Origin of the sequence: Streptomyces sp. Ag109_G2-15, assembly GCF_900215565.1 — a bacterium.
Lineage (GTDB): Bacteria > Actinomycetota > Actinomycetes > Streptomycetales > Streptomycetaceae > Streptomyces > Streptomyces diastatochromogenes.
In genome coordinates this window covers 1,536,263-1,562,090 of sequence record NZ_OCNI01000002.1, presented here as the reverse complement: position 1 = coordinate 1,562,090, position 25,828 = coordinate 1,536,263, and the positions used below count along the sequence as shown (strand labels likewise).

The window sequence follows — 25,828 nt, the reverse complement described above, 5'->3', positions numbered from 1 at the left end:
GGGCGTCAGTGCCCGTGCACGTCGTTCGTCGCCTCGATCTTCTTCCACGACTTCGGCTGCGCGACCGCCGTACCCGCCTTCGCCAGGGACGCCGTGCGGGCCGCGGGCGCGGCCGGCTTCGACGGCTGGAACAGCCAGGTGTCGAACAGAGCGGCCAGGGGCTTGCCGGACACCTGCTCGGCGTACCTCTGGAAGTCGGCCACGGAGGCGTTGCCGTAGGCGTGCTCCTTCGGCCAGCCCTTCAGGACGGCGAAGAAGGCGTCGTCACCGATCTCGTTGCGCAGCGCTTGGATGGCGAGCGCGCCCCGGTCGTAGACGGCGATGTCGAACTGGTCGTCCGGGCCCGGGTCGCCGGGCTTGACCGTCCAGAACGCGTCGTCGGCCGGGTGGGAGCCGTACACGTAGTCGGCGAGTTCCTGGGTGGTGCCCTCGCCCTCGTGCTCGGACCACAGCCACTGCGCGTAGCGCGCGAAGCCCTCGTTGATCCAGATGTCCTTCCAGCCCTTCAGCGACACGTCGTCGCCGTACCACTGGTGGGCCAGCTCGTGCACGACCACCGAGGTGTTGGTGCCGTTCGCGAACTGCTTGGGGCTGTAGTACACGCGGGTCTGCGTCTCCAGCGCGTACCCGGTGGTGGTGTTCGGCACGTAGCCGCCGGCCGAGCTGAACGGATACGGCCCGAAGTAGCCGCTCAGCCAGTCCACCAGCTCCCCGGTGCGCTCCACGCTGGCCCGCGCGGCACCGTCGTTGTCGCCGAGGTCCTTGCTGTAGGCGTTGATGACGGGCACGCCGCCCTCGGAGGTGCTGGTGGTGATGTCGAACTTCCCGAGAGCGAGGGTGGCCAGATACGTCGCCTGCGGTTTGTTCTCCCGCCAGTTGTAGCGGGTCCAGCCCAGCTTCGAGCTGGTGGACTGGAGCGTGCCGTTGGAGATGGCCTGGGTGCCGTCCGGGACGGCCACCGACACGTCGTAGGTGGCCTTGTCGCTCGGGTGGTCGTTGCTCGGGAACCACCACCAGGCGGCCTCGGGCTCGTCCGCGGCGACCGCGCCGTCCGGTGTGCGGTGCCAGGTGGTGAACCCGTAGGCGCTCTTCGCCGACGGCACCCCGCTGTAGCGGACGACGACGGTGACCGGCGTGCCCTTGGCCAGCGGCGTCTTCGGGGTGACGACCAGCTCGTGCTGGCCGGAGGCCGCGAAGGACGCCTTGACGCCGTTGACCCGCACCTCGCTCACGTCCAGCAGGAAGTCCAGGTCGAAGCTGGACAGGTCCTGCGTGGTCTTCGCCAGGATGGTCGCCGTGCCCTGCAACTCGTCCGTCTTCGGCTGGTACTGCAGCCTCAGGTCGTAGTGCGAGACGTCGTAGCCGCCGTTGCCGTAGTCGGGGTAGTAGGGGTCGCCGATGCCCGGCGCGCCGGGGGCGTAGCTCGCGGCCGATGCCGGGATCGCCAGCAGGAGGGAGGCCGCAGCGAGTGCGCCCGGCGCGATGATTCTGCGGTGCACGTCAGCTCCAAGTCGTTGGGACAGGAAGTCTGTTCGGAGCCTATTCAGTCCCTGTGTCACCTGGCCTGTCCACGGCCCCTCCTGTCACACGATCGCCATTCAGCCGTCACGCGCCCCGACACACCGTCAGGTGTCCTCTTTTGTACAGGGGTTGACCGGAGTACCGTCCGCGCATGCCGATTCGCACGCACATCCGCACGCGCTTCACGATCTGGAGACCGCTCGCGGCCGCGGCCGTCACAGCCCTGCTGGCCGCCTTCCTCAGCCCCGCCGCCGCACAGGCCGCGCCGCCCCGCGAAAGCCGCCCCGTCTACTCGTACGCACACGCCATCCGCGAGGCGGTCTGGGTGGACACCGGCCTCGACGAGGACGGCGACGGGAAGAAGGACCGCGTCGCCGCCGACATCGTCCGGCCCGCCGAACCTGCCCGCCAGGGCCGCAAGGTGCCGGTCATCATGGACGCCAGCCCCTACTACTCCTGCTGCGGACGCGGCAACGAGAGCCAGAAGAAGACGTACGACGCGCGCGGCCACGTCCTCCAGATGCCGCTGTTCTACGACAACTACTTCGTGCCCCGCGGCTACGCCTTCGTCGGCGTGGACCTGGCCGGCACCAACCGCTCCGACGGCTGCGTCGACGTCGGCGGCCGCTCCGACATCCAGTCCGCGAAGGCCGTCGTCGACTGGCTCAACGGCCGCGCCAGGGCGTACACGACCCGTACCGGCACGCGAACCGTCAAGGCGAGCTGGACCAACGGCCGGACCGGCATGATCGGCAAGAGCTGGGACGGCACGATCGCCAACGGCGTCGCGGCCACCGGCGTCAAGGGCCTGAAGACGATCGTCCCGATCAGCGGCATCTCCTCCTGGTACGACTACTACTTCGCCCAGGGCGCCCCGCTGTACGACGGCGGCCCCGACGAGCTGGCCGGCTACGTCGAGAGCGACGGCGCGACGGCCCACTGCGCGGCCGTACAGAAGAAGCTCGCCGACGGCAGCCCGCGCACCGGGGACTGGACCCCGCTGTGGACCGAGCGGAACTACGTCAAGGACGCGGCCAAGGTACGGGCCAGCGTGTTCCTCGTGCACGGCATGCAGGACCTCAACGTGCGCACCAAGCACTTCGGGCAGTGGTGGAACGCCCTGGCCAAGCATGGTGTCGAGCGTAAGATCTGGCTCTCCCAGACCGGGCACGTCGACCCCTTCGACTACCGGCGCGGCGCCTGGGTCGACACCCTGCACCGCTGGTTCGACCACGAACTCCTCGGCTACGACAACGGCATCGACCGCGAGCCGATGGCCGATATCGAACGCCACCCCGACCAGTGGGTCACCTCCAAGGTCTGGCCGCCGCACGGCACCCGGGCCACCACGCTCCGCCCGGCCCCCGGCACCCAGCCCGGTGTCGGCACCCTCGGCCTCGCCCCAGCCACCGGCACCGAGACGTTCGCCGACGACCCGAAGCTGAGCGAGACCGACTGGGCCGCCCACCTCACCACGGCCACACCCGAGAAGGCCGGATTCATCACGGCGCCGCTCAGCCGCGACCTGCGCCTGTCCGGCTCCTCCAGCGTGACCGTGACCGCCACCCCGACCACCTCCTCGGCCCACCTCTCCGCCGTCCTGGTGGACCTCGGCCCGGACACCATCCGCGACTACGCCGACAGCGCCGAGGGCATCACCACGCTGACCAACCGCACCTGCTGGGGCAAGAGCACGGCCGGGGACAGCGCCTGCTTCAAGACGACCAAGGCGAAGACGGCCAAGGTCGACGCCACGGTGTTCAGCCGCGGCTGGGCCGACCTCGGCCACTACGCCTCCCTCGACCACGGCGTCCCGCTCACCCCGGGCAAGGCGTACACGATCACCCTGTCCCTGGCGGCGACCGACCACGTCGTCCCCAAGGGGCACCGCCTGGCACTGATCGTGGCCGGCACGGACAAGGACCTCATCGACCCTCCGTCCACCACGCCGACCCTCACCCTGGACCTGTCCCGTACGACGGCCCGGGTCCCGCTGGTCGGCGGCACGACGGCGTTCACCCAGGCCACCTCCGGCAGTGCGACCACCGCACCCACGGCGCGCACCCTGGACGGCGTCCGCGCCCCGCGCACCACCCTGCACGTCCCGGCGAGCTGATCACCAGGAAGTACGCGTTCCCTTTGGAGGCACATCAGCCAGTGCTGGGCGGCCGACCGTTCACGCGGTCGCCCGCCTAGCCTTGGCGGGTCCTTTCGGCTCGGGCTTGGGTCGGCTTTGGCGGGTGTTTCGTGCTTGGGTTCGGGTTGGCCTTGGCGGGTCCTTTCGGCTCGGGCTCGGGTCGGCTTTGGCGGGTGTTTCGTGCTTGGGTTTGGGCCGGCCCCGGCGCGTCCTTCCGGCTCAGGCTCCGGCCGGCCCCGGCGCGTCCTTCCGGCTCAGGCTCCGGCCGGCCCCGGCGCGCCCCTCCGGCTCAGGCCCCGGCCAGCCCCGCCGCCTCCCGGGCGCAGCCCCAGGCCACCGTGATCCCGGCCCCGCCGTGCCCGTAGTTGTGCACCAGCAGGCGCCCGCCGGGCAGCGGCTGCCGTTCCAGCCGTACGGCGTCCCGGGCGGGCCGCAGCCCCACGCGGTGCGCCAGCACCCGCGCCCCGGCGATCTCCGGCCGGACGGCCGCGCACCGCGCGACGATTCCCGCGGCGGTCGCCGGATCCGGTTCCAGCGACCAGGAGTCCTCGTCCGCCGTACCGCCCAGGAGCAGCCCGCCGGGCTGCGGGAAGAAGTAGGTCGAGGTGTCCGAGGAGTGGTCGACGGAGGTGAACCAGGTCGAGATCCCCGGGTTCTCCACCACGACCAGCTGCCCGCGCACCGGATGCACCGCCGGATCGGGCACCAGCGAACGCGCCCCCAGCCCCGTGCAGTTGACCACCGCTCCGGCGGGCACGGCGGCGAGATCGGCCACCTCCCGTACCTCCACCGTGCCGCCCGCCTTCGCGAACCGCTCCCGCAGCCACGCCAGATGCACCGGCATGTCGATCAACGGCAACCGCGCCGCCAGCCCGCCGGGCACCGCCCGCAGCCCCGGCACCCGGCTCGCCCACGCACCCAGCTCGTCCAGCCGGGTCCCCTGGTGTACACCCTCGACCAGGCGTACGCCCGTCTCCTCAGGTCGGCCGGCCAACTCCTCGTACACGCCGAGGGAGTCCAGCGCCCACGCACCGACCAGTGGCTCGGGCTCGATCCGGTAGGGCCACCACAGCCCGCCGGCGACCGCCGAGGTCGTGCGCTCGGCGGGCTCCCGGGCCCACACCCGTACCCGGCGGCCGGACTCGGCCAGCACCACGGCCGTAGTCAGCCCGGCGACCCCGCTGCCGACCACGATCACTTCGTCACTCGACGTGCGCTTCACGCCAGGACGCTAACGGAATATGTCATGCCGCGCTCACATCCGTCCCGGTGTGGGAATACTCACAGCATGTCTGCCGCATACGCGACCTTCGGCCTGGCACCGGCGACACGCGCCGGCGGTGTCCTCGCCGACGGCGGCTATCAGGTTCACCGCGACTTCGTGGACTTCATCGTGGACGGGCGTCCGCTGCTGTTCCAGCTCTCCGACCTGGACGCCGTCTCCCCACTCGCCTCGGACATCCCGCCCGCCATCTTCACCGAGCAGGTGCGCAGCCTGCTGCTGGAGACCGAACCACCGCTCCCGGACGGCCGGTTCGTGATCTACGGCTGCCCCGAGTGCGCGGACCTGGCCTGTGGTGCGGTCACCGCCGTGATCGAGCGGGACGGCGACGACTACATCTGGCGGGACTTCGCCTGGCAGACCGAGGAACACGCCGACCTGGACCTCAACGGCTACCACGGCATAGGCCCGTTCCGCTTCGCCGGCCCCGAGTACCGGGCCGCCCTCGCCGCCCTGATCGAGTCCGCCGACGGCCCGCCCGCGCCCCGCCGCCGTGTGCTCCTGATCGGTGCCCGCGTCGCCGTCCTCGCCAAGCTCGCCGCCGCGCTGCGCACCATCGGCATAGGCGCGGACATCACCCAGGACGCCCGTGCCGTCCCCGCGGAGGAGCTGCGCGGCTACGGCGCGGTCGCCTTCGGCCGCGCGGTCGGCGAGGCGGAACGGGCCGCCGTACGAGAGGCGTTCGAGCGCGCCGGGGTCGAGGTCGCCTATGTCAGCGGCCTGGCCCCGATCGTCCCCCTGCTCGTCGCGCAGATCGAACACGCCCTGGACCGCAGCCCGCTCCCACAGCGCCGGCTGACCGGCCTGGTCGCGGCCGACGGCGAGGCAGCCGTCGACGTCACCTCCGCCTGCCGGGTCCGGGTCACCGCCTACCGCCTCGACCGCCTCTACCGCACCCACACCCAGGAGGTCTTCGACGGCATCCTGGAGCCCGGCCGCCACCGCATTCCGCTGGACCCGAAGGCGGTGAAGGGGGAGTCGTTCGTGGTGGCCAGAACGTCGGGGAGCGTGCTGGTGCAGCCGGTGGGGAAGTGAAGGCCGGGCGGCCCCCGGGAAACCCCGCTGATCGCCAGGTGCCCGGGACATTAGGATCGGCCTTCTGATGACTGCCACCCTCGTCGCCAAGAACCTCGCCGCCGGGCACGGCGACCGCTCGCTCTTCTCCGGGCTCGACCTCGTCGTCGCGCCCGGCGATGTGATCGGGCTGGTCGGTGCCAACGGCGCGGGCAAGTCCACCCTGCTGCGGCTGCTCGCCGGGCTGACCGCGCCCGAGCAGGGCGAGCTGCGGCTGTCCCCGCCCACCGCGACCGTCGGCCATCTCCCGCAGGAGCCGGAGCGCAGGCCGGGGGAGACCGTCCGGGAGTTCCTCGCCCGCCGCACCGGCGTCGCCGAGGCACAGCGCGTCATGGACGAGGCCACGCAGGCCCTGGTGGACGGCGCGCCCGGCGCCGACGACGCGTACGCGACCAGCCTGGAGCGCTGGCTGAACCTCGGCGGCGCCGACCTGGAGGAGCGGGCCGAGGAGGTCGCCGACTCCCTCGGTCTGGCCGTCGACCTGGACCAGCCGATGACCTCCCTCTCCGGCGGCCAGGCGGCCCGCGCCGGTCTCGCCTCGCTCCTGCTCTCCCGCTACGACGTCTTCCTGCTCGACGAGCCGACCAACGACCTCGACCTGGACGGCCTGGAGCGCCTCGAACGCTTCGTGACCGGCCTGCGCGCGGGCACGGTGGTCGTCAGCCACGACCGCGAGTTCCTCACCCGCACGGTCACCAAGGTCCTCGAACTCGACCTCGCCCAGCGGCAGATCAACCTCTACGGCGGCGGCTACGAGGCCTATCTGGAGGAGCGGGACGTCGCCCGCAGGCACGCCCGCGAGGACTACGAGGAGTACGCCGACAAGCGTGCCGCCCTCCAGGACCGGGCGCAGATGCAGCGCGGCTGGATGGACAAGGGCGTCAAGAACGCCCGTCGAAAGGCGAGCAACGACAACGACAAGATCGGCCGCAAGTTCCGCAGCGAGGCCAGCGAGAAGCAGGCCGCCAAGGCCCGGCAGACCCAGCGCATGATCGAGCGCCTCGAGGTGGTCGACGAGCCGCGCAAGGAGTGGGAGCTGCGCATGGAGATCGCGGCCGCCCCGCGCTCCGGCGCGGTCGTGGCCACCCTGCGGGAGGCCGAGGTCCGGCGCGGCGACTTCACCTTCGGCCCGGTGTCCCTGCAGATCGACTGGGCCGACCGGGTCGCGGTCACCGGAGCCAACGGTGCCGGCAAGTCGACCCTGCTCGGCGCACTGCTGGGCCGTGTCCCGCTCGACTCCGGACATGCCGCCCTCGGCTCCGGTGTCCTGGTCGGCGAGGTCGACCAGGCGCGCAAGCTGTTCCACGGTCCCGAGTCCCTGCTCGACGCGTTCTACGCGGCCGTCCCGGACACCGAGCCGGTGGAGGTCCGCACCCTCCTCGCCAAGTTCGGCCTGAAGTCGGACCACGTACTGCGCCCGGCCGCGACCCTGTCCCCGGGCGAGCGCACCCGGGCGGCCCTGGCCCTGCTCCAGGGCCGAGGAGTGAACCTCCTCGTCCTCGACGAGCCGACGAACCACCTGGACCTGCCCGCCATCGAGCAACTGGAGTCGGCCCTCGACGCCTACGAGGGCACCCTCCTCCTGGTCACCCACGACCGCCGCATGCTGGACGCGGTCTCGGTGACCCGCCGCCTGGAGGTGGCGGCGGGCAAGGTCACGGAACGCTGACCGCACCCGGCCCCGCACCGCTGCGTGTCGTCTTCGGGCGTGTCCCCGGTGGACCGTGTGCAACGACGGCGTGTTCGGCCAGGCCCTGAGTCAGAACCGCCAGGAACACCTCGCGGAGAACCGCGCCCGCACGAACGGCTCCGCCCACGGCTCCAGCCGCAGGAGGGTGCCCTCGGGCACCGGCTCCAGGGTGATCTCGACCGTCGAGGAGCCGGGCGGCACGGGCATCTCGTCGTCGACCCAGCCCCAGGTGAAGACGATTCGCCTGGGCGGGTCGATCTCGACGAAGCGGCCCTCGGCGACGTGCTCGCCGGTGACCCGCGTCCGGTAGGCGCCGCCGGGCTCGAAGCTGAACTCGCCGTCCTGGCCCATCCAGGACAGCCACTTGTCCCGGTCGGTGAAGAAGGAGAACACCGTCTCGGGGCGCGCCGCGATGCGCCGTTCCACGGTGACCGCGTTGTTGATCACGAGTCCGTCCCTTCGGATCGCTCCGCCCGTTCCGCCCACTTCCTCGGCCGACGTATCGACTACGTCCTGCGGGTCGCCGCGTACGAGCCGCCGGGGCTGCTGGACATGGTGTCCGTCGCGGGGCCCATGCCCATGCACGTCACGTACACCTTCGACGAGCATCCGCAGGGCACCCTGGCCCGTATCCGGGTCCGTGGCGACGCGGGCTCCCTCTACCGGACCGGTCAGCCGACCACTCCGAACGGGGTGACCTCGATGCGTCCCTCACAGGGGGAGATCTGCGCAGCGGGAAGCAGGGTCAGCGTATGGGAGTCGCCCGGCACCCGAATGTCGACTCCGTAAGGCGCGTCCACCAGGGCGCCGCAGAAGTAGGACCCCTGCCAGACCAGCGTGAACGAGGTCGAGTGCCCCGGGGCGAGCGCGATGTCGGGAAGGCTGTGCGCGGACGACCGGGTGATCGCGAAGGGGCGGGTTCCCGACGTGCTCGCCGGCCTGCCGCAGGACGGTGACGGGTCGCCCTTGGCGCAGACGCGGACGGTTCTGTCGCCGAAGAAGGTGAGGCCGGGCCAGCCGCGCAGGCGGCACACCGAGCCGGAGTGGTTGCGCAGCCGGATCGGGGTGCCGAACCAGCCGGATTCGCCGCCGGCCGGCAGGCCGGTGCGTCCCTCCGACGCCGTGAGGTCCCTCGCGGCACAGGCGGGTGCGGGCGGCGCCGCGGGTGCCGTCGTTCGGGCCGGTCTGTTCACGGGTGCCGCTGTGCGGCCGGGCGTCGTACGGCTCGGCGTCGGCCTCCCGGCCGGGACAGGCGAACCGCCGAGCCGCGCGGCGGGACCGCCTTCCGGAGAGGCCGACGTCGCGACGGCGTCGGGGGTGGAGGTCGCCGAGCCGAGGCCACCGCCGCAGGCCGTGGTCGCGGCCACCAGGAGTCCGATCACCAGAAGTTGTGTCCCCCGCACTCTCACGACGCGAACGGTATCCGCGTGTGCAGAGGCTGCGGAGGCGCGGCGGCGAACGTACATGATCGCGCCGCCCGCCGTTCACCCGCCGTGCCGCCCGGCCTCCTTCGCCGCCCGCTCGACCCGCTCCACGTGCCCGGGATCGAACGGTGCCGTGTTGAGGTCGTCCCGCCGCTGCCCCACGGCCCCGTCGATCAACTCCCGCACGATGTCGGCGTGTCCGGCGTGGCGCTGGGTCTCGGCGACCATGTGCGTCAGGATCCGGTGCAGCGTCACCTCGCTCCGCGTGCCCCCCGGCAGCCGGCCGACCGCGTCCAGCGGTAGCGCGGCGATCGTCTCGTCGGAGTGCTCCCACGCCGTGCGGTACCGCCCCACGATCTCCTCCCGGCTCTCCTCCGGCCGCGCCCACAGATCGGCGTCCGGCTCGGCGTCCCCGGTGATCCACAGCGGTGTCCCGTCGCAGGGCCGGCCGAAGGTGGCCCCGAAGTACAGCGACTCGGCGCCGGTCATGTGCTTGACCAGGCCCAGCAGATTGGTGCCGGTCGGGGTCAGCGGGCGCCGGACGTCGTACTCCGACAGGCCCTCAAGCTTCCACAACAGCACGTCACGGGCGTCCTGGAGATACACCCGAAGGTCTTCCTTGGGATCCGATGCGGTCATGCGGCAAGTCTCCCGATCGGATGATCACTGTCCACCGGTTTTCACCCCGGGGGCGGGGCGGGGGCGTGCGTGGCCTGCCGTACGCCCCCGCCCCGGTGACTCAGCGGCGCCCGTCCTTGGGGTTCAGCAGGCCCGCCCGCCGCAGCGCGTCCGCCATGGCGCTGTTGGCCGGTGCCGGTGCCTGACGCCCGCCCCGGTCACCACCACGGCCCTGCCGCTGGCCCTGGCCCTGACCGCCCTGCCGCTGGCCCTGGCCGCCCTGCCGCTGCTGAGGCGGCCGGGAACCGCCGCCCCGCTGCTGCTTGCCGCCCTGCCCCTGCGGCGCGGCCTCGTCGTCCAGCCGCAGCGTCAGCGCGATCCGCTTACGCGGGATGTCCACGTCGAGGACCTTCACCTTGACGATGTCACCGGGCTTGACCACGTCCCGCGGGTCCTTCACGAACGTCTTCGACATCGCGGAGACGTGGACGAGGCCGTCCTGGTGGACGCCGATGTCGACGAACGCCCCGAAGGCCGCCACGTTCGTGACCACGCCCTCCAGGACCATCCCGGACGACAGGTCGGAGATCTTCTCCACGCCCTCCTTGAAGGTGGCCGTCTTGAAGGCGGGCCGCGGGTCGCGCCCGGGCTTCTCCAGCTCCTTGAGGATGTCGGTGACGGTCGGCAGACCGAAGGTGTCGTCCACGAAGTCCGCCGGGCGCAACGAGCGCAGCGCACCGGTGTTGCCGATCAGGGAAGCGACCTCCTGGCCCGAGGTCTTCACCATGCGCCGCACCACCGGGTACGCCTCCGGGTGCACGCTGGAGGCGTCCAGCGGGTCGGTGCCGCCGCGGATGCGCAGGAAGCCCGCGCACTGCTCGTACGCCTTCGGGCCGAGCCGCGCCACCTTCTTCAGCTCGGAGCGCGAGGTGAACGGCCCGTTCGCGTCCCGGTGCGCGACGATGTTCTCGGCAAGCCCCGAGGAGATGCCGGACACCCGCGAGAGCAACGGCACGGACGCGGTGTTGACGTCCACACCGACGCCGTTCACACAGTCCTCGACGACCGCGTCCAGCGAGCGGGACAGCTTCACCTCGGACAGGTCGTGCTGGTACTGGCCGACGCCGATGGACTTCGGGTCGATCTTCACCAGCTCGGCCAGCGGGTCCTGCAGCCGGCGGGCGATGGAGACCGCGCCGCGCAGCGAGACGTCCATGTCGGGGAATTCCTGCGAGGCGTACTGCGACGCCGAGTACACGGACGCGCCCGCCTCGGACACCATCACCTTGGTGAGCTTCAACTCCGGGTGCTTGGAGATGAGTTCACCGGCGAGCTTGTCGGTCTCCCGGGACGCCGTGCCGTTGCCGATGGCGACCAGATCGACCGCGTGCTCCTTCGCCAGCCGCGCCAGCTTGGCGATCGCCTCGTCCCACTTGTTGGCCGGGACGTGCGGGTAGATCACGTCCGTGGCGACGACCTTGCCGGTGGCGTCGACCACGGCGACCTTCACGCCCGTACGGAAGCCGGGGTCCAGGCCGAGCGTCGCGCGCGTGCCGGCCGGGGCGGCCAGCAGCAGGTCGCGCAGGTTCGCGGCGAACACGTTCACCGCCTCGTCCTCGGCCGCCGTACGCAGCCTGAGGCGCAGGTCGATGCCGAGATGCACCAGGACGCGGGTGCGCCAGGCCCAGCGGACCGTGTCCGTCAGCCACTTGTCGGCGGGGCGGCCGCGGTCGGCGATCCCGAAGCGGTGCGCGATGATTCCCTCGTACGAGGACGGGCCCTCCGTGGGCTCCTCCGGCTCCAGGACGAGGTCCAGGACCTCCTCCTTCTCACCGCGCAGCATCGCCAGGATGCGGTGCGAGGGCAGCTCGGTGAACGGCTCGGCGAAGTCGAAGTAGTCGGCGAACTTGGCGCCCGCCTCCTCCTTGCCGTCCTTCACCTTGGCGGCCAGCCGCCCGCGCACCCACATGCGCTCGCGGACCTCGCCGATCAGGTCGGCGTCCTCCGAGAACCGCTCGGTGAGGATCGCCCGGGCGCCCTCCAGCGCGGCCTGCGGATCGGCGACGCCCTTGTCGGCGTCCACGAACGCGGCCGCCGCGGCCAGCGGTTCGACCGTCGGGTCGCCCAGCAGCCCCTCGGCGAGCGGCTCCAGGCCCGCCTCCCGCGCGATCTGCGCCTTGGTGCGCCGCTTGGGCTTGTAGGGCAGGTAGATGTCCTCGAGGCGCGCCTTGGTCTCGGCGCCGCGGATCTGCGCCTCCAGCTCCTCGGTGAGCTTGCCCTGCTCGCGGACCGACTCCAGGATCGCGGTCCGCCGCTCCTCCAGCTCCCGCAGATAGCGCAGCCGCTCCTCGATCGTGCGCAGCTGCGCGTCGTCGAGCATCTCGGTCGCTTCCTTGCGGTAGCGGGCGATGAAGGGCACCGTCGAGCCGCCGTCGAGCAGCTCCACCGCGGCCTTCACCTGCCGCTCCCGTACGCCGAGCTCCTCGGCGATCCTGCCTTCGATGGACCCTACGAGGGGTGTCGTCACGATCCCGTACCGCCTTCTCCACGTCAGCTTGCGCGGCAATTGTGGCAGGTGACACCGACAACCGGGGATCAGGGCGCCACACGGCGGGCCGCGCGGCCCGGAAGCCGTGCCTGCCTCGTGCCGCATGGCAGGAAAGGTGGGGTCTCCGTCATTGCGGCCACGCCCCGGCCCTCGAAGAATCGGGACATGCCGCAGCGCACCCTCCTCTTCGTCCTCTTCGACGGCGTGCAGAGCCTCGACGTCACCGGCCCTCTCGAGGTGTTCAACGGCGCCGAGACGCACACGCCGGGGACGTACCGCATCCGCACCGCCTCCCTGGGCGGCGGCCCCGTGCGCACCTCCAGCGGTCTGACCCTCGTACCGGACGAGGCGCTCAAGGAGGTGCCCGACCCGCACACCCTGCTGGTCCCCGGCGGTCAGGGCACCCGCGGCTCCGATCCGCTGCTGACCGAGTGGCTGCGCACGCACGGCCCGCGCGCGCGGCGCCTCGTCTCCGTCTGCACCGGTGCGATCCTGCTGGCCGAGGCGGGGCTGCTCGACGGCCGCCGCGTCACGACCCACTGGGCGTACTGCGAGAAGCTCGCCCGCGACCACCCGGCCGTCGAGGTCGATCCCGACCCCATCTACGTCCGCGACGGACACGTCTCCACCTCGGCCGGCGTCACCTCGGGCATCGACCTCGCCCTCGCCCTGGTGGAGGACGACCTGGGCCGCCAGGCTGCGCTGGCCATCGCCCGCCACCTGGTGGTCTTCCTGCGGCGGCCCGGAAACCAGGCCCAGTTCAGCGCCCAGCTCGCCGCCCAGACCGCGCAGCGCGACCCGCTCCGGGAGGTCCAGCAGTGGATCACCGAGTACCCGGCCGGTGACCTCACCGTGGAGGCGCTCGCAGCCCGGGCGAGCCTCTCACCGCGCCACTTCGCCCGCGCGTTCCAGGCCGAGACGGGCATGACGCCCGGACGCTTCGTCGACCGGGTCCGTCTCGAACACGCCCGCCGCCTCCTGGAGGACACGGGCGACGGGATCGAGGAGATCTCCCGTGCCAGCGGGTACGGCACCCCCGAGGCCATGCGCCGCGCCTTCGTCAGGGCCCTCGGCACGGCCCCGGCCGAGTACCGCCGCCGCTTCCGGCCCGCATCCGCCCACTGAAAGGAATCCGATGCAGATCGCCATCGTCGTCTACGACCGCTTCACCGCCCTCGACGTCGTCGGCCCGTACGAGATCCTCTCCCGGCTCCCGGACGCGCAGACGGTGTTCGTCGCCGAGCAGGCCGGCCTCGTGCGCACGGACACCGGATCTCTCGCGATCAGCGCCGACAAGGCACTCTCGGAGGTGCCGAGCCCGGACATCGTGCTGGTGTCCGGCGGCCCCGGCCAGAGCGCGCTGATGGACCACGAGCCCCTCCTGGACTGGCTGCGCGCCGCCGACGCCACCAGCACCTGGACGACGTCCGTCTGCACCGGCTCCCTGCTCCTGGCCGCCGCCGGACTCCTCGAGGGGCGCCGCGCCACCTCCCACTGGCTGGCCCTCGGTCAGCTGACCCGGTTCGGGGCCGAGCCCACGGGCGAACGCGTCGTCTTCGACGGAAAGTACGTCACCGCGGCCGGTGTGTCCTCCGGCATCGACATGGGGCTCGCCCTGCTCGGCCGGATCGCGGGTGACGAGCACGCCCAGGCGGTCCAGCTGGCGACCGAGTACGACCCGCAGCCGCCCTACGACGCGGGCTCGCCGGAGAAGGCACCCGCGCACATCGTCGACCAGCTGCGCGCGCGGAGCCGCTTCATCGTGTCGTAGTCCAGGTGAAGCGGGGCTGCCTGCGCTCCAGGAACGCGGCGACCCCCTCCGCGGTGTCGCCGCTGCCAAGTGCCTGCTCCGCCCAGTGGGCGTCCCGGTCGGTGCGGCCGTTCGCGAACTCCTTCGCGGCGGCCTGGGTGAGCTGGGAACGCGACACCAGGATCCGGGTCAGCTCGGCCACCCGCTTGTCCAGTTCGCCCTCGGGCAGCACCTCGTCCACGAGCCCGGTGCGCAGCGCCCGCTGAGTGTCGATCAACTCGGCCGAGAACAGTAGGTACTTGGCGGTGGCCGGTCCCACCAGAGAGACCAGCCGCCGGGTGGACGAGGCCGGGTACACGATCCCGAGCTTCGCCGGCGTCACCCCGAACAGCGCGCCCTCCTCCGCCAGCCGCAGATCGCAGGCCGCGGCGAGCTGGGCCCCGCCGCCCACGCAGTGGCCGCGGATCGCGACGAGCGTCGGCTTGGGAAACGCGGCGAGGGCCTCCTCGGCCGCCACCGCCAGCCCCTGAGCCTCGGCGGGCGAGCCCTGGAGCGTGGAGATGTCCGCGCCCGCGCAGAAGGTCGTGCCTTCCCCGGTGAGCACCAGGGCCCGCACACGTCGGTCCCCTGCCAGCTCGGCCAGCAGCGGCGGCAGGGACCGCCACATCGCGGCCGTCATGGCGTTGCGCTTGGCCGGGTGACGGATGACGACCGTGGCGACGGAGTCGACGACCTGGTACGACAGCTGGGGCTCCATGCGGTGGATGCTATCCGGAGGACTCCTCGCGCCCTTTGGGAGTTTTCCCACAACACGAATAGTTCGCGAACCGGCGCCAGGGAGGCCAGGAGCGGTCCCACAACTGCCGTTGTCATACGCACGCGGTCAGAACCGTTCGATAAGTGCTGACTTGTGTTCAGTCATCCGGAGCGGAGCGGATCGTTACCAACACTCGACGTGTGGTGACAATCGAGCGCGAGGGTGGCGACCGGACGATGGACAACCATGGGCGCGGGGACGGCCCGCGCCCAGCGGGGGGCGCCGAGAGGCCGCCTCATCCACTGCCCTACGAGGGAGTGTGGCGGTTCACCGCGGCCGCCGTGGACGCCTCGGTCCCGCAGGCGCGGCGCGCCGTACGGGACCTGCTGCTGCGCCAGGGTGTACCGGTCTCCGACGACCTGGTGTACGGGCTGCTGCTGATCGTCTCCGAGCTGGTCACGAACGCGGTCCGGCACGCGGCGCTGCTGTCGCCGGTGCTCGCCGTGGAGGTGGCCGTCGGGGCCGAGTGGGTGCGGGTCTCGGTGGAGGACAACCACCCCTATCGCCCCACCGCCCTGGAGGCCGACCACGGCCAGACCGGCGGCCGCGGGCTGCTCCTGGTCCGTGAGGTGGCCCGGGAGGCGGGCGGGGTGGTCGATGTGGAGCACACGGCGAGTGGCGGCAAGGTGATCTGGGCCGCCCTGCCGCTCAAGCCCGTGACCTTCACCTGACGGCGGACTACCAGCCCGCGGACTCGCCCGTCAGCTCCCTGACCGCCGGGCGGGCCGCGTCCAGCACGGTCATGAACCACGCCGAGAACGGGTCCCGGGCGTGCCGCTCCGCCAGCTCGGCCGCCGTCACGAAGGCGGTCTGGCCGACCTCCTCCGGGTCCGGCACGAGCGGTGCCTGCACCAGGCCGACGAACAGGTGGTTGAACTCCTGCTCGACCAGGCCCGAGGCCGGGTCCGGGTGGTTGTAGCGCACCGTGCCCGCCTCGGCGAGCAGTGACGGCGAGACGCCCAGCTCCTCGTACGTCCGCCGGGCCGCCGCCGCGAAGGGCGCCTCGCCGGGGTAGGGGTGGCCGCAGCAGGTGTTGGACCACACACCGGGGGAGTGGTACTTGCCGAGCGCCCGCTGCTGGAGCAGCAGCCGGCCCTGCTCGTCGAAGAGGAACACCGAGAAGGCCCGGTGCAGCTGTCCCGGTGGCTGATGGGCGGCGAGCTTCTCCGCCGTGCCGATCGTCACGCCCTTCTCGTCGACCAGTTCCAGCAAAATCGCCTCTGCGGTGCCGTTCGACGAGCTGTGCGTCTCGGTGGCAGGTGTGATCGGCATACCCATCCTTCGCCTCGGTCTTCGCACCCCAAGTCTGCCGTACGAATCCGGCACTCCCGGCACTTCCCGGCACGTCCGCATGTCCCGGGCACGGGCAGAACCGGAAGGGGGACCCGGTAGATCATCGTGCCCGGCGCCCGGCGCCTGGAACCGTCCGGGGGTGCGCCGAACAGCAGTGCGCAGGGTTAGTGGCAGAGCCGTGCCTCGTGCTCCGCGTGACCGCCCGGCTCCAGCTGGAACGTGCAGTGCTCCACGTCGAAGTGGCCGCCCAGGCAGCCCTGCAGCTCGTGCAGCATCTTCTCGTTCCCGATGGCGTTCAGCACCTCCGAGCTGACCACCACGTGCGCGGACAGCACGGGCAGGCCCGAGGTGATCGTCCAGGCGTGCAGGTCGTGTACGTCCTCCACGCCGTCCAGGGCCAGGATGTGCGCCCGCACCTCCGCCATGTCGACGTCCTTCGGAGCCGCCTCCAGCAGCACGTCCAGCGTCTCGCGCATCAGCTTCAGCGTCCTCGGTACGATCATCAGCCCGATGACCAGCGAGGCGATCGGGTCGGCCGCCTGCCAGCCCGTGGTGAGGATCACGGTCGCGGAGATCAGCACCGCGACCGAGCCCAGCGCGTCCGCGGCCACCTCCAGGAAGGCGCCGCGCACGTTCAGGCTCTCCTTCTGCCCGCGCATCAGCAGGGTGAGCGACACCGTGTTCGCGACCAGGCCGATCAGACCGAACACGATCATCAGGCCGCCCCGGGTCTCCGCGGGCGTGACGAACCGCTGGATCGCCTCGTACAGGACGTAGCCGCCGACGCAGAGCAGCAGCAGACAGTTGGCCAGGGCGGCGAGGATCTCGGCGCGGGCGTAGCCGAAGGTGCGGTTGGTGCTCGGCGGGCGGTTCGCGAAGTGGATGGCCAGCAGCGCCATGCCCAGACCCACCCCGTCGGTCGCCATGTGGGCCGCGTCCGCGATCAGGGCGAGCGAGTCCGCGAGGAGACCGCCGGCGATCTCCACCAGCATGATCGTGAGCGTGATGCCCAGCGCCACGCGCAGCCGGCCACGGTACGCGGCCGCGGCCGTACCCGTGGGCGGCGCATGGCTGTGCGTATGCCCGTGGTCGTGCCCTGCCCCCATGAGAGGACCACCCTTCCGTGTTGCTCCCGAGCTGACAGTGAACTACGGGCGGGGGGTATCGGGCAACGCGGCACTGAACACCGTTGTCATGTGCCCTGACCTGCGCAAACGAACCGCTGGTCAGGGCGGTGCCGGCTCACTTCCCGTGGTGCAGCTGCCAGCCCTGCCAGGCCGACTCCACCATCTCGCGCACCCCGCGCCGGGCCCGCCAGCCGAGCGTCTCGGCGGCCCGCTCGGCCGAGGCGACCGCGCGCGGCGCGTCCCCCGGGCGGCGCCCCTCCACCAGCGGCGGTCGCCGGTCGCCGGTGACCTCACCGATGACCGTGATCAGCTCGCGCACCGAGACGCCCTCGCCGCGTCCGATGTTCAGCGTCAGATCGCCTGTCGAGTCCCCGTCGGAGAGCCGCCGGGCCGCCGCGAGATGCGCTTCGGCGAGGTCGGCCACGTGGATGTAGTCGCGGATGCAGGTGCCGTCGGGCGTCGGATAGTCGGCACCGAAGATCCGCGGGGCCTCGTCGCGGGTGAGCCGGTCGAAGACCATCGGCACGATGTTGAACACGCCCGTGTCCGAGAGTTCCGGCGCTGCCGCGCCCGCCACGTTGAAGTAGCGCAGGCACACCGTGGAGATCCCGTGCGCCCGGCCCGCCGCCCGCACCAGCCACTCCCCGGTCAGCTTGGTCTCGCCGTACGGGTTCACCGGTGCGCACGGGGTGTCCTCGGTGATCAGGTCCACGTCCGGGTTGCCGTACACGGCCGCCGACGAGGAGAACAGCAGCCGGCGGACGCCCGCCTCGGCCATCGCGTCCAGCAGCGTGGCCAGGCCGCCCACGTTCTCCCGGTAGTAGCGGGTGGGTTCGGCCACCGACTCGGCGACCTGCTTGCGCGCCGCGAGATGGACGACGCCGGTCACGCCGTACTCCGCGAAGACCCGCTTGAGCAGGTCCCCGTCCAGTGTCGAGCCCTCGACGAGCGGGACGTCCGCCGGGAGCCGCGCGGGCACGGCGGCCGACAGGTCGTCCAGCGCCACGACACTCTCCCCGGCGCCCGCCATGGCCCGTGCCACATGCGCCCCGATGTATCCGGCTCCGCCGGTGATCAGCCACGTCATGGTCGCCCACCCTATGCGGCCCGTCCGCATGTCCCTGATGCCCGGGTCTGGGGCCACGGTTTGTGGGGCGGGCCCCGGATCACCGATGATGATCGCGGCAAAGGCCTGGGCAGTTCCCGTGGACCGGACCGTGAACGGCCGGTGAACAAGGGCTCGAGCCCATCGGATACCCTTCGCCGACATGCCGCCCGGGAGCCGCAGGCCGGGGCGCCCCATCACGCAGAAGACCGGCGCCGACGCGCCGGCACCCAGGGAGTGAGTTCGGTTGTCGACCGCCATCGTCACCGGTCAGCCGGTGCCCGGATCGTCGCTCGAGAACGATCTGCGGTCCCTCGGCTTCGACGTGCGCGCGGCCACCGACGCCTCCGAGGCGGAGGCCCTGCTCGCCGCCGTCCCGGCCGACCGGCGCGTCGCCCTGGTCGACGCCCGCTTCGTCGGCCACCCGCACGCCCTGCGCCTCGGCCTCACCGACCCGCGCTTCCCGCTCGCCGCCGTCCCCGGCGCCGTCACCGCCCAGCCCGCCGCCCGGCAGGCGCTGACCCGGGCCCTGGCCCGTGAGACCTCTGCCGGCGGCGGTACGGCCCTGGCGGTGGACAGCCTCGCCGACCGCGTGGTCACCGCCCTCGACGCCGACGGCAGCGCGGTCCACCGCCCCGAGCTGGGCAGCCTGGTCGCCGCCGTGCCGGACGACCCGCAGGCCCGCAACGAGGCCCGGCAGGCCGTCGCCGCCGTCGACGACGAGGCCGTACGCCTGAAGTCGGCCGTGAAGGCCCGCGACGGCTTCTTCACCACGTTCTTCATCAGCCCGTACTCGCGCTACATCGCCCGCTGGTGCGCCCGCCGGGGCCTGACCCCCAACCAGGTCACCACCGCCTCGCTGCTCACCGCCCTGATAGCCGCGGGCTGCGCGGCGACCGGCACCCGGGCCGGTTTCATCGCGGCCGGCGTGCTGCTGATCGCCTCCTTCGTGCTGGACTGCACCGACGGCCAGCTCGCCCGCTACTCCCTGCAGTACTCCACGCTCGGCGCCTGGCTGGACGCCACCTTCGACCGGGCCAAGGAGTACGCCTACTACGCCGGCCTCGCCCTCGGCGCGGCCCGCGGCGGCGACGACGTGTGGGCCCTCGCCCTCGGCGCGATGATCCTGCAGACCTGCCGGCACGTCGTGGACTTCTCCTTCAACGAGGCCAACCACGACGCCACGGCCAACACCAGCCCCACCGCCGCCCTCTCCGACAAGCTGGACAGCGTCGGGTGGACGGTCTGGCTGCGGCGGATGATAGTCCTGCCCATCGGTGAACGCTGGGCCATGATCGCCGTCCTCACCGCGGCCACCACCCCCCGCATCACCTTCTACGTGCTCCTCGTCGGCTGCGCCTTCGCCGCGACGTACACCACGGCCGGCCGTGTGCTGCGCTCGCTGACCCGCAAGGCCGAGCGCACCGACCGGGCCGCGCAGGCGCTGGCGGACCTCGCCGACAACGGACCGGTCGCCTCGCTCGTGGCGCGTGCCACTCGCGCCCGCATCGGCGCCCCGCTGCTGGTGGCCCTGGCCGGTACGGCGATTCTCGCCGTGTCCCTCTTCTCCGGCGTGACCTGGGCACCCGTCGCCGGTGCCGTCGTCTACGCCGCCACCTCCGGACAGGCACTGTGCCGCCCCCTCAAGGGCGCCCTCGACTGGCTGGTCCCCCCGCTGTTCCGGGCCGCCGAGTACGGCACGGTGCTGGTCCTCGCGAGTAAAGCAGGGGTAAACGGGGCCCTTCCTGCGGCTTTCGGCCTGGTGGCCGCCGTCGCCTACCATCACTACGACACGGTGTACCGCATCCGCGGAAACGCCGGAGCGCCCCCGGCCTGGCTGGTGCGCGCCATCGGGGGGCAGGAGGGGCGGACGCTGCTCGTCACCGTCCTCGCCGCGCTGCTCACCGCCTCGCAGTTCAAGGTCGCGCTCACGGTCCTCGCCGTGGCCGTCGCCCTGGTGGTGCTCGTCGAGAGCATCCGCTTCTGGGTGTCCGCTGGGGCGCCCGCCGTACACGATGAAGGAGAACCCGCATGATCGGCCTCGTGCTGGCGGCCGGCGCCGGACGGCGTCTTCGCCCCTACACCGACACCCTTCCCAAGGCGCTGGTGCCGGTGGGGCCCGACGGCATAGAGGACAGCATCACCGTGCTCGACCTCACGCTCGGCAACTTCGCCGAGATCGGTCTGACCGAGGTCGCGATCATCGTCGGCTACCGCAAGGAGGCCGTGTACGAGCGCAAGGCGGCGCTGGAGGCGAAGTACGGCCTCAAGCTCACCCTCATCGACAACGACAAGGCCGAGGAGTGGAACAACGCCTACTCCCTGTGGTGCGGCCGTGACGCCCTCAAGGACGGTGTGATCCTCGCCAACGGCGACACCGTGCACCCGGTCTCCGTCGAGAAGACGCTGCTCGCCGCCCGCGGCGACGGCAAGAAGATCATCCTCGCCCTGGACACGGTGAAGAACCTCGCCGACGAGGAGATGAAGGTCGTCGTCGACCCCGAGAAGGGCATGACGAAGATCACCAAGCTGATGGACCCCGCCGAGGCCACCGGCGAGTACATCGGCGTCACCCTGATCGAGGGCGACGCCGCTCCCGACCTGGCCGACGCGCTGAAGACGGTCTGGGAGACCGACCCGCAGCAGTTCTACGAGCACGGCTACCAGGAGCTGGTGAACCGCGGCTTCAAGATCGACGTCGCGCCGATCGGCGACGTCAAGTGGGTCGAGATCGACAACCACGACGACCTCGCGCGCGGGCGGGAGATCGCGTGCCAGTACTGACGCGGCTGATTCCCTCGCCGGTCGTCGTGGACATCCGCCCGGGTGCCCTCGACGACCTGGCCGGGGTCCTCGCCGACGAGCGCATCTCGCAGTCGGGCCGGCTCGCCGTCGCCGTCAGCGGCGGCTCCGGTGCCAAGCTGCGCGAGCGGATCGCGCCCTCGCTGCCCGGCGCCACCTGGTACGAGGTCGGCGGCGGCACCCTCGACGACGCGATCCGGCTGGCCGGTGACATGAAGGCCGGCCACTTCGACGCCGTCGTGGGGCTCGGCGGCGGCAAGATCATCGACTGCGCCAAGTTCGCCGCGGCGCGCGTCGGCCTGCCCCTGGTCGCCGTACCGACGAACCTCGCGCACGATGGTCTGTGCTCGCCGGTCGCCACCCTCGACAACGACGCCGGGCGCGGCTCCTACGGTGTGCCGAACCCGATCGCCGTCCTCATCGACCTGGACGTGATCCGCGAGGCACCGGCGCGCTTCGTGCGCTCCGGCATCGGTGACGCCATCTCCAACATCAACTCGGTCGCGGACTGGGAGCTGTCCAACCGCGTCAACGGCGAGAAGATCGACGGTCTCGCCGCCGCGATGGCCCGCCAGGCCGGCGAGGCGGTGCTCAGGCACCCCGGCGGCATCGGGGACAACGACTTCCTCCAGGTACTCGCCGAGGCGCTGGTCCTCACCGGCATCTCCATGTCGATCTCGGGCGACTCCCGGCCCGCCTCAGGCTCCTGCCACGAGATCAACCACGCCTTCGACCTGCTCTTCCCCAAGCGCGCCGCGAGCCACGGCGAGCAGTGCGGGCTCGGCGCCGCCTTCGCGATGTACCTGCGCGGAGCGCACGAGGAGTCGGCGTACATGGCCGAGGTGCTGCGCCGGCACGGGCTTCCGGTGCTGCCGGAGGAGATCGGCTTCACGCTGGACGAGTTCGTCCGCGCCGTGGAGTTCGCCCCGGAGACCAGGCCCGGCCGCTACACGATCCTCGAACACCTCGACCTCAAGACGAACCAGATCAAGGACATCTACGCCGACTATGTCAAGGCCATCGGTAGCTGAACTCCGACCGGTCGTCCACCCCGCCGGGGTGAAGGACCGGCGCAGCGGTGAGCACTGGGCGGGACGCCTCTACATGCGCGAGGTGTCCCTGCGCGTCGACCGCTACCTGGTGAACACCAGGGTCACGCCCAACCAGCTCACGTACCTGATGACCGTCTGCGGTGTGCTCGCGGCCCCGGCCCTGCTGGTGCCGGGGATCGCGGGCGCCGTGCTCGGCGTGGTCGCCACCCAGCTGTACCTGCTGCTGGACTGCGTCGACGGCGAGATCGCCCGCTGGAAGAAGCAGTACTCGCTCGGCGGGGTCTACCTGGACCGCGTCGGCGCCTACCTGACCGACGCGGCCGTCCTGGTCGGCCTCGGCCTGCGCGCCGCCGACCTGTGGGGCAGCGGCCGTATCGACTGGCTGTGGGCCTTCCTCGGCACCCTCGCCGCCCTCGGCGCGATCCTGATCAAGGCCGAGACCGACCTCGTCGGTGTCGCCCGGCACCAGGCCGGGATGGCGCCGGTCAAGGAGGCCGCGTCCGAGCCGCGTTCCTCCGGCATGGCGCTGGCCCGCCGGGCCGCCTCGGCGTTCAAGTTCCACCGCCTCATCCTCGGCATCGAGGCCTCGCTGCTGATCCTGGTCCTCGCGATCGCGGACCAGATCCACGGCGACCTGTTCTTCACCCGGCTCGGCACCGCCGTCCTGGCCGGCATCGCCCTGCTGCAGACCGTGCTGCACCTGGTGTCCATCCTCGCCTCCAGCAGGCTGAGGTGAGCGGCATGACTGCTTCTCTCAAGGTCGGCGCGGTCATCATCACGATGGGCAACAGGCCCGACGAACTGCGGGCCCTCCTCGACTCCGTCGCCAAGCAGGACGGCGACCGCGTCGAGGTGGTCGTCGTCGGCAACGGCTCGCCCGTCCCGGACGTCCCCGAGGGCGTACGGACCATGGAACTGCCCGAGAACCTGGGCATCCCCGGCGGCCGCAACGTCGGCATAGAGGCCTTCGGCCCCAGCGGCCGCGACGTCGACATACTGCTCTTCCTCGACGACGACGGCCTGCTCGCCCGCCACGACACCGCCGAGCTGTGCCGCCAGGCGTTCGCGGCCGACCCGAAGCTCGGCATCGTCAGCTTCCGCATCGCCGACCCGGAGACGGGCGAGACCCAGCGCCGGCACGTACCGCGGCTGCGCGCCTCCGACCCGATGCGCTCCTCCCGGGTCACCACCTTCCTCGGCGGCGCCAACGCGGTCCGCACCCGGGTGTTCGCCGAAGCCGGCGTGCTCCCCGACGAGTTCTTCTACGCCCACGAGGAGACCGACCTGGCCTGGCGGGCCCTCGACGCGGGCTGGATGATCGACTACCGGTCCGACATGGTGCTGTACCACCCGACGACCGCGCCCTCGCGGCACGCGGTGTACCACCGCATGGTCGCCCGCAACCGGGTCTGGCTGGCCCGGCGCAACCTCCCCGCGCTCCTGGTCCCCGTCTACCTCGGGGTCTGGCTGCTGCTCACCCTGCTGCGCCGCCCTTCGGGACCGGCTCTGAAGGCCTGGTTCGGCGGCTTCAAGGAGGGCTGGACCACCTCGTGCGGACCCCGCCGCCCCATGCGGTGGCGTACGGTGTGGCGGCTCACCCGACTGGGCCGGCCTCCCGTCATCTGACAAGCTCGACCGTGCGGGCCGCGCACTTCTGGGCGCGCCCGAAGCCCCGACGTACTCGAAGACGAAAGCTTCCACCTGTGAGTGAGACAACGCACGACGGCGGTGTCGCGGTGACCGCGGCCCCGTCGCCCGACGAGGGACTGACGGCGGCACAGCTCGCCGCCAAGTACGGGCTCGCCGTGAGCGGTGCCCGGCCCTCGCTCACCGAGTACATCCGGGAGCTGTGGGGGCGGCGCCACTTCATCCTCGCCTTCTCCCAGGCGAAGCTGACCGCGCAGTACAGCCAGGCCAAGCTCGGCCAGCTGTGGCAGGTGGCGACCCCGCTGCTGAACGCGGCGGTCTACTACTTCATCTTCGGCGTCATCCTGCACGCGAGCCGGGGCATGTCCAAGGACGTGTACATCCCGTTCCTGGTCACGGGCGTGTTCGTGTTCACCTTCACGCAGAGCTCGATCATGTCGGGCGTCCGCGCGATCTCCGGCAACCTGGGCCTGGTGCGCGCCCTGCACTTCCCGCGCGCCTCGCTGCCCGTCTCCTTCTCGCTGCAGCAGCTGCAGCAGCTGCTCTTCTCGATGATCGTGATGTTCATCGTGGCGATCGGTTTCGGCAGCTACCCGAGTCTGTCCTGGCTGCTGATCGTGCCGGTCCTGGTGCTGCAGTTCCTGTTCAACACCGGGCTCGCGCTGATCGTGGCGCGGATGGGCGCGAAGACGCCGGACCTCGCCCAGCTGATGCCGTTCATCCTGCGTACGTGGATGTACACGTCCGGCGTCATGTTCTCCATCAACAAGATGATGGAGGGCCGATCCGAGCTGGCGGTCCGCCTGCTGCAGGTGAACCCGGCCGCCGTCTACATGGACCTGATGCGCTTCGCGCTGATCGACGGGTACGACGCCTCGAACCTGCCGCCCCATGTGTGGGCCATCGCCCTGTTCTGGGCCGTGGTCGTCTTCGCGGGCGGGTTCGTGTACTTCTGGAAGGCGGAGGAGAGGTACGGCCGTGGCTGAGCAGAACCCCCAGACCGACGACAACGCCGAGCGGCGCCCGACGGTCATCGCGGACGACCTGCACATCGTCTACCGGGTCAACGGCGCGAAGACGGGCAAGGGCAGTGCGACGGCCGCCCTCAGCCGCATAGTCAAGCGCGGCGAGGAGCGGGGCGTGCGCAAGGTGCACGCCGTGCGGGGCGTCTCCTTCGTCGCCTACCGCGGTGAGGCGATCGGCCTGATCGGCTCCAACGGCTCGGGCAAGTCCACCCTGCTGCGCGCCATCGCCGGCCTGCTGCCCGCGGAGAAGGGCAAGGTCTACACCGACGGCCAGCCCTCGCTGCTCGGTGTGAACGCGGCGCTGATGAACGACCTCACCGGCGAGCGCAACGTGATCCTCGGCGGTCTCGCCATGGGGATGTCCCGTGAGCAGGTCAAGGAGCGCTACCAGGAGATCGTCGACTTCTCGGGCATCAACGAGAAGGGCGACTTCATCACCCTGCCGATGCGCACCTACTCCTCCGGTATGGCGGCCCGGCTGCGTTTCTCCATCGCCGCCGCCAAGGACCACGACGTCCTCATGATCGACGAGGCGCTGGCCACCGGTGACCGCAAGTTCCAGAAGCGCTCCGAGGAGCGGATCCGGGAACTGCGCAAGGAGGCCGGCACCGTGTTTCTGGTCAGTCACAACAACAAGTCCATTCGCGACACCTGCAACCGCGTCCTGTGGCTGGAACGCGGCGAACTGCGCATGGACGGCCCGACCGAAGAGGTCCTCAAGGAGTACGAGAAGTTCACGGGCAAGTGACCCGTCGAGCCGTTTCGGCCAGGGCCCCGTCGGCAACCGTCCGGTGGGGCCCTGCGTCTGCAAAGGAAACGTCAACTCCCGGCGGCCTTAGGAATCTTGACGCCAATCGGTGTGTTGTTGTGATGCGCAGGACACCCCGACGGACCGTGCCGCGTTGTACAACGTAAG

At 71.4% G+C, this 25,828-nt stretch carries 23 protein-coding genes; 13 read left to right on the top strand and 10 right to left on the bottom strand.

What is annotated here, in order from left to right; translation table 11 throughout:
- Positions 1-5 precede the first annotated feature (5 nt).
- Complete coding sequence (locus tag CRP49_RS43450) at positions 6-1,499, bottom strand: M1 family metallopeptidase (RefSeq protein ID WP_097258834.1); 1,494 nt, start codon at positions 1,497-1,499, stop codon at positions 6-8.
- A gap of 173 nt (positions 1,500-1,672) precedes the next feature.
- On the opposite strand from CRP49_RS43450, the gene CRP49_RS43445 reads away from it, so the two are divergent.
- On the top strand, positions 1,673-3,637 hold the full coding sequence (locus tag CRP49_RS43445; protein ID WP_097258833.1) for a Xaa-Pro dipeptidyl-peptidase: 1,965 nt from the start codon (positions 1,673-1,675) through the stop codon (positions 3,635-3,637).
- A 310-nt stretch (positions 3,638-3,947) separates the two neighbouring features.
- Here the strand turns inward: CRP49_RS43445 and CRP49_RS43440 are convergent, their stop codons facing one another.
- Positions 3,948-4,856 (bottom strand): FAD-dependent oxidoreductase, encoded by a 909-nt coding sequence (locus CRP49_RS43440; RefSeq protein WP_097259338.1) that lies wholly within the window; start codon positions 4,854-4,856, stop codon positions 3,948-3,950.
- A gap of 90 nt (positions 4,857-4,946) precedes the next feature.
- Here CRP49_RS43440 and CRP49_RS43435 point away from each other — a divergent pair, with 90 nt between their 5' ends.
- Entirely contained in the window at positions 4,947-5,975 is a 1,029-nt protein-coding gene (locus CRP49_RS43435; protein WP_097258832.1) for an oxidoreductase, read from the top strand.
- Between the two features lie 67 nt (positions 5,976-6,042).
- Positions 6,043-7,683 carry an ABC-F family ATP-binding cassette domain-containing protein gene (locus CRP49_RS43430; protein WP_097258831.1) on the top strand — a complete coding sequence of 547 codons (1,641 nt, stop codon included), beginning with the start codon at positions 6,043-6,045 and terminating at the stop codon, positions 7,681-7,683.
- Between the two features lie 90 nt (positions 7,684-7,773).
- On the opposite strand, the gene CRP49_RS43425 is transcribed toward CRP49_RS43430, so the two are convergent.
- The 4 genes from CRP49_RS43425 to CRP49_RS43410 all read right to left on the bottom strand — a co-directional run bounded on the left by CRP49_RS43425 (position 7,774) and on the right by CRP49_RS43410 (position 12,273).
- On the bottom strand, positions 7,774-8,151 hold the full coding sequence (locus CRP49_RS43425; protein ID WP_097258830.1) for an SRPBCC domain-containing protein: 378 nt from the start codon (positions 8,149-8,151) through the stop codon (positions 7,774-7,776).
- 224 nt (positions 8,152-8,375) lie between these two features.
- Positions 8,376-9,113: a DUF4232 domain-containing protein gene (locus CRP49_RS43420; RefSeq protein ID WP_179852039.1), complete on the bottom strand. Its 738-nt coding sequence runs from the start codon at positions 9,111-9,113 to the stop codon at positions 8,376-8,378.
- Between the two features lie 75 nt (positions 9,114-9,188).
- Complete coding sequence (locus CRP49_RS43415; protein ID WP_097258828.1) at positions 9,189-9,767, bottom strand: DinB family protein; 579 nt, start codon at positions 9,765-9,767, stop codon at positions 9,189-9,191.
- A 100-nt stretch (positions 9,768-9,867) separates the two neighbouring features.
- Positions 9,868-12,273, bottom strand: a complete 2,406-nt coding sequence (locus tag CRP49_RS43410; protein WP_097258827.1) for a Tex family protein — start codon at positions 12,271-12,273, stop codon at positions 9,868-9,870.
- Positions 12,274-12,459: 186 nt separating this feature from the next.
- On the opposite strand from CRP49_RS43410, the gene CRP49_RS43405 reads away from it, so the two are divergent.
- Positions 12,460-13,419, top strand: a complete 960-nt coding sequence (locus CRP49_RS43405; protein WP_097258826.1) for a GlxA family transcriptional regulator — start codon at positions 12,460-12,462, stop codon at positions 13,417-13,419.
- A gap of 10 nt (positions 13,420-13,429) precedes the next feature.
- Positions 13,430-14,065, top strand: coding sequence for a DJ-1/PfpI family protein (locus CRP49_RS43400; protein ID WP_097258825.1), 636 nt, complete (start codon positions 13,430-13,432; stop codon positions 14,063-14,065).
- Here CRP49_RS43400 and CRP49_RS43395 read toward each other — a convergent pair.
- A complete protein-coding gene (locus tag CRP49_RS43395; RefSeq protein ID WP_097258824.1) occupies positions 14,052-14,801 on the bottom strand; it encodes an enoyl-CoA hydratase/isomerase family protein in 750 nt (249 codons plus the stop codon). The two genes, CRP49_RS43400 and CRP49_RS43395, sit on opposite strands and share 14 nt — an antisense overlap.
- A 236-nt stretch (positions 14,802-15,037) precedes the next feature.
- Here CRP49_RS43395 and CRP49_RS43390 point away from each other — a divergent pair, with 236 nt between their 5' ends.
- The gene (locus CRP49_RS43390; protein ID WP_097259337.1) at positions 15,038-15,532 is read left to right on the top strand and encodes an ATP-binding protein; all 495 of its coding nucleotides are present in this window, start codon (positions 15,038-15,040) and stop codon (positions 15,530-15,532) included.
- A gap of 7 nt (positions 15,533-15,539) precedes the next feature.
- On the opposite strand, the gene idi is transcribed toward CRP49_RS43390, so the two are convergent.
- The 3 genes from idi to galE all read right to left on the bottom strand — a co-directional run bounded on the left by idi (position 15,540) and on the right by galE (position 18,368).
- Positions 15,540-16,133 (bottom strand): isopentenyl-diphosphate Delta-isomerase, encoded by a 594-nt coding sequence (gene idi / locus CRP49_RS43385; protein WP_094217503.1) that lies wholly within the window; start codon positions 16,131-16,133, stop codon positions 15,540-15,542.
- A gap of 185 nt (positions 16,134-16,318) precedes the next feature.
- On the bottom strand, positions 16,319-17,260 hold the full coding sequence (locus tag CRP49_RS43380) for a cation diffusion facilitator family transporter (protein ID WP_097258823.1): 942 nt from the start codon (positions 17,258-17,260) through the stop codon (positions 16,319-16,321).
- 136 nt (positions 17,261-17,396) lie between these two features.
- Positions 17,397-18,368 carry a UDP-glucose 4-epimerase GalE gene (gene galE, locus CRP49_RS43375; protein ID WP_097258822.1) on the bottom strand — a complete coding sequence of 324 codons (972 nt, stop codon included), beginning with the start codon at positions 18,366-18,368 and terminating at the stop codon, positions 17,397-17,399.
- A 265-nt stretch (positions 18,369-18,633) separates the two neighbouring features.
- On the opposite strand from galE, the gene CRP49_RS43370 reads away from it, so the two are divergent.
- The 7 genes from CRP49_RS43370 (at position 18,634) to CRP49_RS43340 (ending at position 25,660) form a co-directional block, all read left to right on the top strand.
- Complete coding sequence (locus CRP49_RS43370) at positions 18,634-20,421, top strand: DUF5941 domain-containing protein (protein WP_097258821.1); 1,788 nt, start codon at positions 18,634-18,636, stop codon at positions 20,419-20,421.
- Positions 20,418-21,170, top strand: coding sequence for a sugar phosphate nucleotidyltransferase (locus CRP49_RS43365; RefSeq protein WP_094217507.1), 753 nt, complete (start codon positions 20,418-20,420; stop codon positions 21,168-21,170). Before CRP49_RS43370 ends, CRP49_RS43365 begins: the two co-directional genes overlap by 4 nt.
- Positions 21,158-22,219 carry an iron-containing alcohol dehydrogenase family protein gene (locus CRP49_RS43360; protein ID WP_094217508.1) on the top strand — a complete coding sequence of 354 codons (1,062 nt, stop codon included), beginning with the start codon at positions 21,158-21,160 and terminating at the stop codon, positions 22,217-22,219. Before CRP49_RS43365 ends, CRP49_RS43360 begins: the two co-directional genes overlap by 13 nt.
- Positions 22,197-22,976: a CDP-alcohol phosphatidyltransferase family protein gene (locus CRP49_RS43355; protein ID WP_097258820.1), complete on the top strand. Its 780-nt coding sequence runs from the start codon at positions 22,197-22,199 to the stop codon at positions 22,974-22,976. The genes CRP49_RS43360 and CRP49_RS43355 overlap by 23 nt, the downstream gene beginning before the upstream one ends.
- A gap of 5 nt (positions 22,977-22,981) precedes the next feature.
- On the top strand, positions 22,982-23,866 hold the full coding sequence (locus CRP49_RS43350; protein ID WP_097258819.1) for a glycosyltransferase family 2 protein: 885 nt from the start codon (positions 22,982-22,984) through the stop codon (positions 23,864-23,866).
- 77 nt (positions 23,867-23,943) lie between these two features.
- Positions 23,944-24,873 (top strand): ABC transporter permease, encoded by a 930-nt coding sequence (locus tag CRP49_RS43345; RefSeq protein ID WP_094217510.1) that lies wholly within the window; start codon positions 23,944-23,946, stop codon positions 24,871-24,873.
- Complete coding sequence (locus CRP49_RS43340; RefSeq protein WP_094217511.1) at positions 24,866-25,660, top strand: ABC transporter ATP-binding protein; 795 nt, start codon at positions 24,866-24,868, stop codon at positions 25,658-25,660. Before CRP49_RS43345 ends, CRP49_RS43340 begins: the two co-directional genes overlap by 8 nt.
- The last annotated feature ends 168 nt before the right edge of the window (positions 25,661-25,828 follow it).

Bases quoted from the DNA above. Each gene is read 5' to 3' on its own strand.
- CRP49_RS43445 (WP_097258833.1), top strand. From the start codon at position 1,673: ATGCCGATTCGCACGCACATCCGCACGCGCTTCACGATCTGGAGACCG.
- CRP49_RS43435 (WP_097258832.1), top strand. From the start codon at position 4,947: ATGTCTGCCGCATACGCGACCTTCGGCCTGGCACCGGCGACACGCGCC.
- CRP49_RS43430 (WP_097258831.1), top strand. From the start codon at position 6,043: ATGACTGCCACCCTCGTCGCCAAGAACCTCGCCGCCGGGCACGGCGAC.
- CRP49_RS43415 (WP_097258828.1), bottom strand. From the start codon at position 9,767: ATGACCGCATCGGATCCCAAGGAAGACCTTCGGGTGTATCTCCAGGAC.
- CRP49_RS43405 (WP_097258826.1), top strand. From the start codon at position 12,460: ATGCCGCAGCGCACCCTCCTCTTCGTCCTCTTCGACGGCGTGCAGAGC.
- CRP49_RS43400 (WP_097258825.1), top strand. From the start codon at position 13,430: ATGCAGATCGCCATCGTCGTCTACGACCGCTTCACCGCCCTCGACGTC.
- CRP49_RS43395 (WP_097258824.1), bottom strand. From the start codon at position 14,801: ATGGAGCCCCAGCTGTCGTACCAGGTCGTCGACTCCGTCGCCACGGTC.
- CRP49_RS43390 (WP_097259337.1), top strand. From the start codon at position 15,038: ATGGACAACCATGGGCGCGGGGACGGCCCGCGCCCAGCGGGGGGCGCC.
- idi (WP_094217503.1), bottom strand. From the start codon at position 16,133: ATGCCGATCACACCTGCCACCGAGACGCACAGCTCGTCGAACGGCACC.
- CRP49_RS43380 (WP_097258823.1), bottom strand. From the start codon at position 17,260: ATGGGGGCAGGGCACGACCACGGGCATACGCACAGCCATGCGCCGCCC.
- galE (WP_097258822.1), bottom strand. From the start codon at position 18,368: ATGACGTGGCTGATCACCGGCGGAGCCGGATACATCGGGGCGCATGTG.
- CRP49_RS43365 (WP_094217507.1), top strand. From the start codon at position 20,418: ATGATCGGCCTCGTGCTGGCGGCCGGCGCCGGACGGCGTCTTCGCCCC.
- CRP49_RS43355 (WP_097258820.1), top strand. From the start codon at position 22,197: ATGTCAAGGCCATCGGTAGCTGAACTCCGACCGGTCGTCCACCCCGCC.
- CRP49_RS43350 (WP_097258819.1), top strand. From the start codon at position 22,982: ATGACTGCTTCTCTCAAGGTCGGCGCGGTCATCATCACGATGGGCAAC.